The 13,045-nt window shown below is 61.7% G+C and carries 11 protein-coding genes; 7 read left to right on the top strand and 4 right to left on the bottom strand.

Features of this window, described 5'->3' with window-relative positions:
• Positions 1-221: 221 nt before the first annotated feature.
• Positions 222-1,595, top strand: a complete 1,374-nt coding sequence (locus W7S_RS25840; RefSeq protein WP_224097131.1) for a hypothetical protein — start codon at positions 222-224, stop codon at positions 1,593-1,595.
• A 59-nt stretch (positions 1,596-1,654) separates the two neighbouring features.
• Positions 1,655-1,966 carry a hypothetical protein gene (locus tag W7S_RS26745; RefSeq protein WP_131806047.1) on the top strand — a complete coding sequence of 104 codons (312 nt, stop codon included), beginning with the start codon at positions 1,655-1,657 and terminating at the stop codon, positions 1,964-1,966.
• A 57-nt stretch (positions 1,967-2,023) separates the two neighbouring features.
• Here the strand turns inward: W7S_RS26745 and W7S_RS03430 are convergent, their stop codons facing one another.
• On the bottom strand, positions 2,024-2,605 hold the full coding sequence (locus W7S_RS03430; protein WP_014710943.1) for a TetR/AcrR family transcriptional regulator: 582 nt from the start codon (positions 2,603-2,605) through the stop codon (positions 2,024-2,026).
• 83 nt (positions 2,606-2,688) lie between these two features.
• On the opposite strand from W7S_RS03430, the gene W7S_RS03425 reads away from it, so the two are divergent.
• The gene (locus W7S_RS03425; protein WP_014710942.1) at positions 2,689-3,882 is read left to right on the top strand and encodes a cytochrome P450; all 1,194 of its coding nucleotides are present in this window, start codon (positions 2,689-2,691) and stop codon (positions 3,880-3,882) included.
• A gap of 58 nt (positions 3,883-3,940) precedes the next feature.
• Here the strand turns inward: W7S_RS03425 and W7S_RS03420 are convergent, their stop codons facing one another.
• Positions 3,941-4,576, bottom strand: coding sequence for a TetR/AcrR family transcriptional regulator (locus W7S_RS03420; protein WP_014710941.1), 636 nt, complete (start codon positions 4,574-4,576; stop codon positions 3,941-3,943).
• A 796-nt stretch (positions 4,577-5,372) separates the two neighbouring features.
• Here W7S_RS03420 and W7S_RS03415 point away from each other — a divergent pair.
• A complete protein-coding gene (locus W7S_RS03415) occupies positions 5,373-8,459 on the top strand; it encodes an RND family transporter (protein ID WP_024636820.1) in 3,087 nt (1,028 codons plus the stop codon).
• Entirely contained in the window at positions 8,456-9,352 is an 897-nt protein-coding gene (locus W7S_RS03410; RefSeq protein ID WP_014710939.1) for an alpha/beta fold hydrolase, read from the top strand. Before W7S_RS03415 ends, W7S_RS03410 begins: the two co-directional genes overlap by 4 nt.
• Before the next feature lie 28 nt (positions 9,353-9,380).
• On the opposite strand, the gene W7S_RS03405 is transcribed toward W7S_RS03410, so the two are convergent.
• Positions 9,381-9,827: a DUF6188 family protein gene (locus W7S_RS03405; RefSeq protein ID WP_014710938.1), complete on the bottom strand. Its 447-nt coding sequence runs from the start codon at positions 9,825-9,827 to the stop codon at positions 9,381-9,383.
• A 264-nt stretch (positions 9,828-10,091) separates the two neighbouring features.
• Here W7S_RS03405 and W7S_RS03400 point away from each other — a divergent pair, with 264 nt between their 5' ends.
• The gene (locus W7S_RS03400) at positions 10,092-11,660 is read left to right on the top strand and encodes a hypothetical protein (RefSeq protein ID WP_224097130.1); all 1,569 of its coding nucleotides are present in this window, start codon (positions 10,092-10,094) and stop codon (positions 11,658-11,660) included.
• Between the two features lie 7 nt (positions 11,661-11,667).
• Here W7S_RS03400 and W7S_RS03395 read toward each other — a convergent pair whose 3' ends face one another.
• Positions 11,668-12,099 carry an NUDIX hydrolase gene (locus W7S_RS03395; protein WP_008263949.1) on the bottom strand — a complete coding sequence of 144 codons (432 nt, stop codon included), beginning with the start codon at positions 12,097-12,099 and terminating at the stop codon, positions 11,668-11,670.
• A 79-nt stretch (positions 12,100-12,178) separates the two neighbouring features.
• Between W7S_RS03395 and W7S_RS03390 the strand changes: the two genes are divergently transcribed.
• On the top strand, positions 12,179-12,973 hold the full coding sequence (locus W7S_RS03390) for a GntR family transcriptional regulator (RefSeq protein WP_020821582.1): 795 nt from the start codon (positions 12,179-12,181) through the stop codon (positions 12,971-12,973).
• Positions 12,974-13,045: the final 72 nt, after the last annotated feature.

Genomic DNA, 13,045 nt, shown 5'->3' with positions numbered 1-13,045 from the left:
ACCGGACACGGTGACAGCACTCCCGACAAGGGACCCTTCATCGCCCGTCACTCAGTGATGCGCGCTGGGGGCTCCCGGGGAGCAGGTACCCGATGCCCGGCATCACGAGGTCGAGCGCGCATTCAACGAGCTCGATTGCGGAGCGACTCACCCTTCGGCCGGACACAACCCGAACGGCCAGCCGGAACACGGACGGAGCGGCGGACGCCGGTAGACCGCGAGTGCCCGAGGCCGGCAAGGCCGCAGGGCGCGAGAGCGGTAGCGGTCGGTCGGACGGCGGGAGCGGCGTAGACCGTGTTCCGGCTGGGACCAACGGGCTTGTTATATGCGCCAAAAGTGTCCGCGACACCGTCGACGGCATTGTTGATGCGGAACTGTCGGCCTCGGATGCCTTGGGGCTGCGGTTCCCGAGGCCCAACATGGTGGCCTCGGCAGCGGCGCTGTTCGAACCGGCCGAACCATGGGCGCATGGACGGGACCGGCTGGATGTCGAACCTGAGTGCGGGCGATTCCGGATCACGATCGGCCCGGGCGTCGTCCGTCTCGGCTGGACCAATCCCGTTCGCGCGGAGAAGGCATCTGAGCGGACCGTGGGCCAGCACATGCAGGACGTAGCGGGCGAGGTAGACCGCATAAAGGCCGGTCGTGATGTGCCTGACCCGTCGGGCCGTGCGATCACCGAATGGTCCCGCAAGTCGCGTGCGGCGATGTGCCGCACCTTCGCCGAGCTGGACTACACGCCGATGGTGGAAAGCGGACGGGTACCCGCGATGGTCACGCTGACCTACCCCGGCGACTGGGAATCGGTCGCACCCGATGGAGCCAGCGTAAAGCGACATATGATGCTGTGGCGCAAACGATTTCAGCGCGAATGGGGTGAACCAGCGCGCTACATCTGGAAGATGGAATTTCAACGCCGCGGCGCACCACACATTCACCTATGGATGGCTCCCCCGTATACCGTCGGTCGATCAGGCCGTAGGTTCAGCGAATGGTTGTCGCAGGAATGGGCGGAAGTCGTCGCCCATCCCGACCCTGAACAACGCACACGCCACTTGCGCGCCGGTACGGCTATCGACAGCCTCAACGGATTGCGTGCTTGCGACCCCAAACGCTTGGCGATCTACTTCACGAAGCACTCATCACCGAATAGATTGGGCGACAAGGAATACCAGCACATCGTTCCGGAGGCCTGGCGGCGGCCGGGCCGCGGACCGGGTCGCTTTTGGGGGGTCCACGGGTTGGAACGAGCAACCGCAGTCGTTGAGATCGCCCAGGACGCATACCTGACGGCCCGAAGGATCATCCGTCGGTGGTCTCGCTCACAGGCCATTCATAGCGATTGCACCCACTGCTTCCCCACCGCACTCGTTCCGCGAATGACCCGCGTCGCAGTTCAACGAACAAACTCCAAGACTGGCAAAGTACGCCACCGCAACGTCTGTCGGAGGCGACTTCTCTGCCGCCAAGGCGGCTTCGCGGGTGGCTACGCCCTTGTGAACGACGGACCAGCGTTCGCATCCCAGCTCGCGGCAGCGTTATCGGCGGATCGGGCGAAGGCGGTGCGCGACGAACAACTCGCGGGCCGTAAGTGATCTAACGCAATTCACCTCTGACCGTCGCATTGCAGCAACCGGCTACATACGCTTAGCACGTGACCATCGAACTGTCGCCGCGCCTGCCGGATGGTGAGCGGCCGAGGAATCATCAGGAATTGGCCGCTGAGCAGATGGACCTGGACAACGTGATCAACGAGCTACTCCTGCGGCTGGAGGATCATAAATATCGTTGGGAGCTTTATGAATTCGGACTTTCCGACACTGAAGAGCGACGTCAGGTGCACACAGTCATTGAGCAGCTGCGGCTGGCGGTGCATACGGGTGGGCCAGCCGTACTTCATCCGCTGCGTCACGCGCTGTCTGTAGCTCACTCCGACGACCCCGCGTCGCCTGGATGCTCCGGATAGTCCGAGTCGCGGGCCATGCTCAGCTGCGCACTACCGTCCACGCGGTGCGGGGGACGGCTAGCGCGGTCGTAAACCGACAAAAACGAGGTCGTGAATTGTTCTGGCAATTCGATCTTCGTCGAGCGCATCGTCAAGCACTAGGTAGGTCAGTGCGCTGGTCGTGACGGCACCGAATAGCGCGATCGCGGCAACTGCTGGGTTGTCGAGGGTCACGAGTGAGCCGTCGCCGGCGCCAGCGCGAAGTAACGTCTCGACGGGTGCGAAGTATGCGGCGCTGATCATGTCGGCGATGACGGGCATGCGGGCGGCGCGGCCCAGTTCCCCGATGAGAGCGCGGCAGACGGCGGGTCTCTGTGCCATCACGCGCAGCTGGGCACTGATGACTGCGTGCAGGCGCTGAGCGGCGGAGCCTTCTGCCTCCACGACTGCGGCGACCTCGTGCGCGACTTGCTGTAGGACGTCTTCGAGGAGGAAGGCGAGTATTTCCTCTTTGCCGGCGAAGTAGTAGTAAAGGGTGGCCTTGGCGATGCCGGTGGTGGCGGCGACGTCTTCGATCTTGGTGTCGTTGAGCCCGCGGTCTGCGAAAAGTGCCGCCGCCGGCGGCAGGCGGTCGGCAATTTTTCGCGGAACCTCGCGCATTGACGCTCCTCTCGGTTGGACTTACAGTCTAAACTACTGGATTAGACAGCCGTATAATTAGATTCACAGCGGTAGGAGCTCAGATGACGACGGTGCAACTTCGCTACGACCCGTTCGATGCGACGATTCAGGACGATCTCTACCCCATCTACCGGCAGCTGCGCGACAAAGCCCCGCTGTATCGCGCAGCCGATTCCAACACGTGGGTTTTCAGTCGCCACGAAGATGTCGTCAGCGCGCTGCTTGACCATCACACCTACTCATCCGTGGACGGCATATTTCCAACTCCACCGGGCTCAGATTTCCACGCATCGTTCTTGCCCATGATGATTTTGATGGATCCCCCGCGACACGATCAGCTGCGCGCGTTGGTAAGCAAGGCGTTCACCCCGCGGCGCATCGCGGCGTTAAGTAGTGGGATTGAGGACCTGGCGGAGGATTTATCAGATTGCCTTGACCGGGGCGCAGGGTCGGTTGACTTTGCCGCCGACTTTGCCGCCGTCCTGCCGGCCATGGTGATCGCTGATTTGCTCGGCATTCCTCGCGAGGACCGCGCACAGTTTCGGCAGTGGTCAACCACGATGGTCCAGTCCAATCCGGCGCGCGGTGAGATGGGCGAGGGGCTGGCCGCGGCTGCGGCCGTCTATGCCTACTTCACCGACTTCCTCGCCGAGCGTCGACGCGAACCGCGCGGCGACTTGATGTCGGCCTTGGTGTCCGCCGAGATCGACGGAAAGCGTCTTACTGACGAGGACCTCCTTGGCTTTTGCCTGTTGCTGCTCATCGCAGGCCATGAGACCACCTCGAACCTGCTCAGCAACGCCGCAGTAGTGCTTGCGAGCGATCCCGACATTCGCCGACGACTAGTCGCCGATGACAACTTGCTTGGTCCCGCAGTTGAGGAGCTCCTCCGGTATGACTCACCGGTGCAAGGACTTTCACGAACTCTGACCCGCGACGTCACGCTGCATGGCGTCACGATGTCCGTCGGTGATTCAGTGCTGCTGTTGTTCGGCTCGGCTAACCGTGACGAACGAGTGTTTGCTGATCCCGACGTGTTCGATATCGGGCGCAAACCCGAACATCAAGTGGCGTTCGGCCGAGGTATCCACTTCTGTCTCGGTGCGTCATTAGCGCGGATGGAGGCCCGGATAGCGTTGCGCGCCCTGCTGGCCCGAGTGCCCAACTGGGAAGTCGACCTAGAGAACGCGCAGCGCCTGCGGTCGGGCCTCATCCGGGGCTATATGTCTTTGCCTATCTCGTGGTCGGCAAATTAGCCGAACTGCGCGTCAGGCAGAGCGGCTGGGGCGGCGCCATTCCCGCGGAGCGGGATCACTACGATGCGGGCTCGTCGACCTTGCGGCGGTGCGCGGCGAGGAAGTCATCGACGATGCGCTCACAGTCTTGACGATCGATGGCACGCAGCCCGGTGAGGCGCGCGAAGGCGACCGGCCCCACGAGTTGGCACAGGATCAGCTCGGGGTCGAATTCATCGAGGTCGGCGCAGGCTTCGGGGCTTTGCAAAAGTAGATCGAACGGCTGGCGATACTGCTCGATGATCCGGGTCCGCAGCGCGTGCCGATCGTAGGTCTCCTGAGTGCTGTTTGATGTTGGGCCAAGCGCGACCCAAGCCAGTGTGGTGACGTGCAGCGGCGCCTCCTGGAACAGCGTGGCCTGTCGGCTCAACAGTTCGATGAGTTGGTCGCGCAACGATCCCGTCGCCGGCGGAAGGTGAACCTGCGGCAGCAGCCGTTCAAATGTGGCGGCCAGTAGTTGAGTGGAGCTGCTGAAGTGGCGATAGAGGGTCGTGCGCGCAACTTTAGAGGCCTTGGTGACCGCGTCTATGGTGACGGCTTCAATCCCGCCGGCGCTGAGGAGTTTGGTGGCTGCATCTAATAGCCGGGTCCGGGAGCGCACCAGGCGCGGATCGACATCGTCGTCGACCGGCATGTCAAAACCGTCGCGCTCCATATGGTCACCGTAAACCCTACGCATACCTGGCCCGCACCGAATCGCATCTGCATTGGCGATTGATCCAGCCACTACCCAACTAACGCTACTGTTGGTAGCATAGCGCTACCAATAGTACAGTTATTCGTAGGGGTTTGTGCGTAGTAGGGGGATTCGTGATCAGGCAACGGCTCGAACAACCCGTGGTCCAAAAGGCCACCAATGCACGGCTGGCATGTCGGTTCATGAGGCCATCCCACGAACCCTCCCAACTTGTGCGGCAGGGACTCGCACACGCCGAGGATGGCGTTCTGCGATGAATGCGCTGCTTGCGCTAACCAGGACCCAAGTGTGGATGAGTGCGGCTCGCGGTTTCAGGCTCAGCGGCCGCACCATTACCAGTGACATCCACCGAACGCCGCCGGACCAAGACCGCGTTCGTCCTCGGCATTACCCGCCTCGCTACTGCTCATACCTGGACGACAATTTGATGAACCGGGAAATGTACAACCACGTGCACGACGATCCCACCAGGCTAACTTCCCGGCTGGCTTTTCGTCTGCGGCGTTCATGAACCTTTCAGAATTTCGGCGACGGTGCGTCGTCACGGTCAATCAACCTGCGCGCCGAGGGGCACGTCGCGCCAGGCGCGAAATGCTGGTCCGTCGCCTGCGGGGTGCTCTCGGGCCAATCCAGGTGAGTAGTGCGGTAGCGGTCGACGGGTGCACGCCTGTCGCGGTTTCGGCGACGAAGCGAAAGGGTACTAGCGGTACTGTTCCGACACCGTTAGTTTCTTTTGGGATAACGGAGGTGGGGGATGGCGGACAACGGGTGGGTTTCCTCGGGGGTGGCGACGCTGAGTCGCCCAGTTCGGGAGCAACTTCGCAAGGTCGCGGCGGGCGAGGGCGCATACAGTGATCGACTAGCTCGCCTGGCGGGGTTCAGCATCCGACATAAGGTGCTGGTCATCGGGGCGTGGGTGGTGACCGCCGGCGTCCTGGCGATGCTGTTCCCCCAGCTGGAAACCGTTGTGAAACAGCAGTCGGTGAATCTGGTCCCCCCTGATGCTCCATCGCTGCAGACGGTTGACCGGATGGGCACGGCATTCGGCGAGCAGGGGTCCAAGACCACCGTCTTTGTTGCATTCGAGGACCCGACGGGCCTGACTGCGCCGGTGCGTCAGCGCTACAAAACGATGGTTTCGCGGTTGCGTGCCGACTCCCAGCACGTGCGACTGGTTCAGGATCTGTTAGCCGACCCCGTTACTGCGGGTCAGGCGATGAGCCAGGATGGCAAGGCGTGGTATGTGCCGGTCGGGGTAGCTGGCACGCTCGGCGATCCTAGAGCGGCGGAATCCGTTCGGGCGGTGCGCGCTATTGTCGCCGAGTCGTTTAGCGGTACGTCCACGATCGTTCGTGTAACCGGACCTCCCGCGACATTCAGCGATCTAATCGATTCGGCTGAGCAGGATTTGATTGGCATCTCCATCGTGACAGCCGGTCTGATCGCGGTGATTTTGCTGGTCATCTATCGGTCACTAGTTACCGCGTTGCTGCCATTGCTCGTGATCGGTGTGAGCCTGGCGGTCGGGCGCGGGGTGCTCTCGGCGCTGGGCGAATCAGGAATGCCGGTGTCGCAATTCACGATTGCGTTCATGACTGCCATCTTGTTGGGTGCCGGCACCGATTATTCCGTGTTTCTGATCAGCCGGTATCACGAGCAGCGCCGCCAGATGATTTCGGCTGACCTGGCTGTGATTAACGCAACCGCCACCATCGGGCGGGTGATCATGGCTTCCGCCGCGACTGTGGCGTTTGCGTTTCTATCCTTGGTCTTTGCGAAGCTGAGCGTATTTAGCGCATTAGGCCCGGCGTGCGCGATCGCTGTCTTTGTCGGAGTCGCAGCTACAGTAACGTTGTTTCCTCCGGTATTGGCGCTTGCCGCGAAACATGGCATTGGCGAACCCAAAGCTGACCGCACGCGCCGATACTGGAACTGGATCGCCGTGGCCGTGGTCCGCCGACCCGCCCCACTGCTGGCCGCCAGCCTGGCACTTGTATTAGGCCTCGCGGCTGTCGCGCTGACTATGCACATCAGCTACGACGATCGGCAAGGACAGCCGGCGACGACCACCAGCAATGAGGGCTATCGCTTGCTGGATAGGCATTTCCGCAAAGATATCGTCATCACACAGTTCATGGTCGTCGAATCACCCACAGATATGCGCACCAGTAAAGGCCTAGCCGACCTAGATGAAATGGCGTCTCGAGTGTCGCAATTGCCGGGCGTCACCAAGGTTTCCGGTGTCACTCGGCCCACCGGTGCACGCCTCGATCAGGCACAGCTCTCGTGGCAAAACGGCCAGATCGGCAACAAGATGGCCGGCGCGGTCGCCAAGGGAGACGCCCATAAGGACGACCTGGCCAAACTCACCAGTGGCGCCGACCAACTCGCCGGCGGCCTGGCGCAACTTGACACCACCCTGCGCACGGCATTGACACCGCTGACCGCGGTCCTTACCCAAGCCCAGTCCAGCGGATCGCAATTTCAACACTTTCGCCCTCTGCTGCAGCAACTTTCGGCTACCACACCAACCATCGATCAAGCGATCCGAACCGGGCCGGGACTGCGTCAAGAAGCTCAACAAGCCCAAAACGCGATCGCCACGATCGATCCGCTGGTTGGTGCGCTCAACACCTCCCCGTGGTGTGCCACCACACCCGAGTGTGCCCAGATCCGCGATCAGGTGCAGATTCTGGTGACCTTGCGCGATGGCGGCTTTTTCAGCCAGCTCGCCAACCTGGGCGACATGTACCAGCCGGGCAGCGACAATGCGGCGGGCACCGTAGCAGATCTGCAGAGCACGGTCACCTCGCTGAACAAGGCTTTCGGAGCACTCGGCGATCCCGCCGACATGGCCGGCAATATCCGCCGCCTCCAAAACGGCATCAGCCAGCTCGCGTCGGGTGCACAAGCCCTGGCCACCGGCGTGCACACCCTTGCCGACAGCAACATCGAAATGTTGTCCGGCATGAGTCAGGTCGCCACCCAATTACAAAATTCCGCGCGGTCCAGCGCCGGTTCGGACAACGCCAGCGGCTTTTACCTGCCCGCCAACACCTTCGAGAATCGCCAGTTCGCCGATGTGGCAAAACATTTTATGTCGGCCGATGGCAAGACCGCCCGCTTCGCGATCGAATCGAGCTACAACCCCTACAGCAGCCAAGCGATGGATCTCGCTCAGAAAATCACCGAAGTTGCCGGGGCCGCACGCCCGAACACCTCCCTGGCCAACGCCACGATATCGATGGCCGGTTTCCCCGCCGTCAACTCCGATATTCAGCGCCTGCTGTCGGCCGACTTTCATCTGCTGGCGATCGCCACGCTCGTCATCGTCGGAGTGATCCTTGTCCTTCTCCTGCGTGCCTTGCTGGCCCCGCTCTACCTCCTCGGTACGGTCGTACTCAACTATGGCGCGGCACTGGGCATTGGGACGCTCGTCTTCCAATACGGCCTGGGTAAGGAAATCGCCTGGCCCGTACCGCTTGTGGCGTTCATCATCCTGGTCGCCGTCGGCGCCGACTACAACATGCTGCTGATCTCGCGGTTACGCGAAGAATCCGCTCACAACATTCGCGTCGGCGTGCTACGCACGGTCGCAAACACCGGTTCAGTCATCACCTCAGCCGGGCTCATCTTCGCCGCGAGTATGTTCGGCCTGATGGTCGGCTCTGTCGGAATCATGATCCAAGTCGGATTCATCGTCGGCTGCGGCCTACTACTCGACACCTTCGTCGTTCGCACCCTCACGGTGCCCGCGATCGCTACGCTCCTGCGCGAGGCCAGCTGGTGGCCGCAACGGAAATCCTCGACTCACAACGGCCGACCACACCGGACCACATGACAATTGGCCGAGAGCGCATCCGCACCAGCGACGGGATCACTCTCGTGGCCGATTGCTACCGGCACGCCGCGACTCACCCCGTCGTGTTGCTGCTCCATGGCGGCGGCCAGAACCGTCACGCGTGGGCCACCACCGCCCGTCGACTCTATTCCCACGGCTACACCGTCGTCGCCTACGACACACGAGGTCACGGCGACAGCGACTGGGACCCGAGCGGACAATATGACATCGAACGGTTTGTGTCCGATCTGATCTCGGTACGAGGACACGTCAGCGCCGACAGTCCCCCCGCCGTCGTCGGCGCGTCGCTGGGTGGGCTGATCATCCTCGCTACCCATCTGCTGGCCCCACCCGACCTCTGGGCAGCCGTTGTCCTGGTCGACATCACCCCGCGAATGGAATTTCATGGGGCCCGTCGCATCCTGTCATTCATGGCCGGACACCCCGACGGATTCGGCACGCTCAATGATGCCGCCGATGTCATCGCCGAATACAACCCACGCCGCGCGCGACCCGAAAATCTCGACGGCCTGCACAAGGTTCTGCGCCAACGTAGCGATGGCCGATGGATCTGGCGCTGGGACCCGGCCTTCATCAGCTCCAACTTCGATGTCCTCCAAGGCAATCTCATGACGGGCAGCGAGGAGTTCGACGCCATCAGCGGATTCCTCGCCGAAGGAGCACGTCGAATCACGGCCCCAACGCTGTTGGTACGCGGGGCACTTTCAGACGTAGTCTCCCAGGAAACCGTCAGCGAATTCCGCCAGCTCGTCAGGCACGCCGAAACGACGGACGTCACCGGCACCGGTCACATGGTTGCCGGCGACAACAACGACGCGTTCACCGCCGCGGTTACCGACTTCCTCGACCGCGCCATGAGGACCCTGACATAAGCATCCAGCGAGTCTTCAGCCACCCGGGCTACTGATGTGCCATGGCTTTGGGTTGTGTTGCGTCTGAGTCATTCTCGTCGACAGGAAGGTCGTGCCGAATCGCTCGGACGCGACCTCGCGGCAGACACGCCACGTATCCGTGACACTTGCCATAGAGTTCCCACGAGGTCGCCGCTACATCCGGGTCGACGTCGATGCGGTGGCCGGGGGAGAAACAGAGATGTAAGGCCCCGTCGTCGTCGCACCAGGCGCGCGTGCAGATCGCTCCGGCAAGGTCCAACAGTGGCCGCTCCTCGGGCGAAAGGTTGATGGGGTCGATCAACACTTCATCCGACGGCCAGGCTCCTGCCGGCGGGAGGGTCAGTCGCAGCGGTCGGGAAATCACCAATTCGTTGTAACCGTCGAGGTCGAGTATGAGCCCTTCGTGCAGCGAGACTCGCTGAACGGTGCATTGCTCAATCCATTGCGTGTGCATAACCGCCCCCTTCGACGCGTCGGTGAGTCCCATCTATGCTACCGATAGTAGCGCAACGATACTATTAGTATTCCTATGCGCTATCGCGGGCGTTCCATGCATCAAGAATGCGCTGCAAACCTCGATCAATGCGCTCGCGCGCCTCCCCTGCCGTGCGGCTCTGGTGTGGCTGCGGTCGGTTGACCTGCCGTATGCATGCAGTCGTCGGAATGCGAACACTACGGACCGATCTGAGTTGTCATCCCCAAGTGCGACCATCCCAATATGGCGATCACCATCCCATCCGGCCGGCCCAACTGGCGCTTCATGCGCTACGTTCGGCCGCCGACGAGAGACTCGAAGTTGGAGCCTCTGTACCCATTGAGGCCGGCAACGCGCCCGGTGCGGCTGGGCATTGATGTCGGGACCATCGCGGAGCCGCCGGAGGAGGGCTACATCACCGGGTTCCTGACGCGCGACGAGATCGAGGTGCACCTATTGATCCCGGCGGCAACGGAAGCTCCGAGCGGGTGGACCGAGTTGCTCGATGAACCGCCTTGCCACACCGTCAATTTCACGAACGTAGCTGACGCAGGCAAGTTCTGCGACGCGGCCGAGTTCTCCGTCAGCACCGCTCGTGGCGAGAGCTACCGTGCCTGGTCCAAGGCTCGGTTCTTCGCCGCGTACCAGCAGCTCGATGAGCACGATGCGCCGGACGGCCTCCCCCCGTTGACGCTCGATCAGCGACATCGTGCAGCTGCCTATGCTGCCGCCGCCGGGGCTGTTGGCATCGATGCCATCGTCACCACCGCCCCCACTGCGGGACGAACAGATGTCGCCGACAACGATGTGGTCGTCAGCGTGACACCCGACGCGGCTGTACCACTCATCGGTCACTACTTGCGGGTGACTAGCAATCCGGTTGTGACGGTCGAGCGCGGCATGTTGGTGGGTGGCGGAAGCTGGGAGACGACGGAGTCGACTGCGACCATCGTCAATCTTTACGACTGGGGCACGGTCAGCGGATTGCCATACTTCGATGCCGCTTCAATGTTTGCGGCTGCCGCTAAAGGTGGACCTGAGGCCGCAGAGGCATTCACGTCGGTTCGCATCCGCCTGAGACGTGCAGCGCGCGCGTTCGACGATCTGCTGGCCGCGCTGTCGAACCCGCTGGACGGGAAGCGGAACGAAGATGTTGCCGAGGCTACCGCTGAAGCTTTTGACCGTGAATTACTCTATCTTGCAGCAGTTTTCGATATTTTCGGGCGTGCTTACCAAGCGATGGTCGACCCGTCAGTTGATCGGAAAAAGGCTCGGGGATCACTCGACTCGCGGACCTTCATCGACAAGGAAGTGCGAACGCAGTACGACCAGTCACTTTTGGGTGACGTGACGCGCCTGCGGGTGTATGCGTGGCTCTGCAAGCAGTTGAGGAATCACATCCACGATGGCGTTCTTGCCGTCGACACCCACCCTGGCCGCAGCTACGGCAACACGATGAACGTGGCGCTGAATCTCAGTGTGATTCCCGAGTTAGCCCTCGGTGCCGACAATGAGATGACTCAGCACCACTACGACGCGCTGGGAGTGTGGCAGACCGAACCTGTTTCGCCCTTTACCGGTTCGTCAATGGTGGCCGACCTTGCGACAACCGGTTTCACCCTCATCCGAGCGGCGCTCGAGTACATCGAAGCGTTCACGAAACTTATCGTCCGGAACAAACCGGCGAATGCGCCGTCGTCTAGTGCGTTCCTGGGATGCGTGCAGGCTCGTCCGGGCGAGGTCGAGCCAGCGCCCCCAAAGCGAGCAGTGTTCTATCAAGCACTGTTCGGATTACATCCGGACAGCGTGTAGTGGACCCCTAGCAGCCCGACACGAGGTTGACGCCGTCATGGACCCGCGAATGAGTTTCTTCGTCGAACGCGTCCAGTACACGCACCGCGAATGCAGGATTCATCGCTGACTGAACTTCCTCCCTTGTCATCCAACGAACCTCGCGGGCTTCCGCAGTGGGGTGAGTGTCCCCATCGGCCGGATGGCAGCGGTAGACCAGAGCGACAATCCCATGGGTCAGGTTCTTGTAAACGCCGGTGAGACGTTCTACCTTCACCGTCAATCCGGTTTCCTCAAGGACTTCGCGCCGAACACCGTCCTCAAAAGATTCGCCTAGTTCGAGTACACCACCAGGGGCTTCCCAGTGGCCGTTGTCGTCCCGCCTGATCACGAGAACGCGATCATCGTCACGCACTACGATGCCGGCGACACTGACCGAGTGCTTAGGCGAGGTTGCCATTTCTGGGGTCCTCCTTGTTCGATGCCGGCAGAAGAGACACGGGTTGACTGGCTTCCTAGACTAGTCGTCTAGACATGTGATGGAAGGCCAGCGGGTGCTGCAACTTGGACAAATCGACAGAGCCGATGACAAGCCGCCATATCGGCAGATCGCGGGCATGTTGCGAGAAGCGATCCGTTCCAACCGGCTAGCTCCCGGGGAACGACTGCCGTCTGAGACGGAACTTATCGAGCATTTCGGTGTGGCACGCATGACGGTAAGACAAGCTGTGCAGGAGCTTCGTTCCGAGGGACTGGTCGTCTCGCAGCATGGCCGCGGGGTGTTTATTCGCCCGACGCCCCCCATCCGCCGGCTCGCGTCGGATCGATTCGCGCGACAGCATCGCGCGGCAGGCAAGGCGGCGTTTACCGTCGAGGCCGAGAAATCGGGTTACTCGCCGCAAGTCGACAATATTGCGGTGAGCCGCGAGAAGCCGAATTCGTTTGTAGCGGAACGACTTCGATTATCACCGGACGATGACATCGTCGTGCGATCGCGCCGCTACCTGGCGAATGGCCGACCGGTTGAAACGGCGGTCTCCTTCATCCCGGCTGCTTTCGCCGAAGGCACGAGGATCGAGCAGGTGGACACTGGGCCCGGGGGCATCTACGCCCGACTGGAAGAGAATGGCCACGTACTCGGTCACTTCACCGAGGAGGTCGCAGCCCGAATGCCCACTCCCGAAGAACGGCGGCAACTGGAACTCGAACCAGGCGTTCCCGTATTGACAGTGCTGCGAACCGCATATGACGCGAATGACGTGGCGGTTGAGGTCTGCGACACGGTGAAAGTTGCTTCCGCCTACCTGCTCGAATACGAGTTCCCGGCCCGCTGAGCCCAAAGTCTTCGATCAACTGGGCGTCGACCGTTGCACTCCTCTAGACGACTATGTAACCTCAACTTGTCT

This window comes from Mycobacterium sp. MOTT36Y (genome assembly GCF_000262165.1).
GTDB classification, from domain to species: Bacteria; Actinomycetota; Actinomycetes; order Mycobacteriales; family Mycobacteriaceae; genus Mycobacterium; species Mycobacterium intracellulare.
This window is presented reverse-complemented; position numbering and strand designations above follow the sequence as displayed.

Coding starts and splice junctions, on each gene's coding strand:
- W7S_RS03400 (WP_224097130.1), top strand. CDS start 10,092: ATGGCGATCACCATCCCATCCGGCCGGCCCAACTGGCGCTTCATGCGC.
- W7S_RS03430 (WP_014710943.1), bottom strand. CDS start 2,605: ATGCGCGAGGTTCCGCGAAAAATTGCCGACCGCCTGCCGCCGGCGGCG.
- W7S_RS03405 (WP_014710938.1), bottom strand. CDS start 9,827: ATGCACACGCAATGGATTGAGCAATGCACCGTTCAGCGAGTCTCGCTG.
- W7S_RS03395 (WP_008263949.1), bottom strand. CDS start 12,099: ATGGCAACCTCGCCTAAGCACTCGGTCAGTGTCGCCGGCATCGTAGTG.
- W7S_RS03415 (WP_024636820.1), top strand. CDS start 5,373: ATGGCGGACAACGGGTGGGTTTCCTCGGGGGTGGCGACGCTGAGTCGC.
- W7S_RS03425 (WP_014710942.1), top strand. CDS start 2,689: ATGACGACGGTGCAACTTCGCTACGACCCGTTCGATGCGACGATTCAG.
- W7S_RS03420 (WP_014710941.1), bottom strand. CDS start 4,576: ATGGAGCGCGACGGTTTTGACATGCCGGTCGACGACGATGTCGATCCG.
- W7S_RS03410 (WP_014710939.1), top strand. CDS start 8,456: ATGACAATTGGCCGAGAGCGCATCCGCACCAGCGACGGGATCACTCTC.
- W7S_RS03390 (WP_020821582.1), top strand. CDS start 12,179: ATGGAAGGCCAGCGGGTGCTGCAACTTGGACAAATCGACAGAGCCGAT.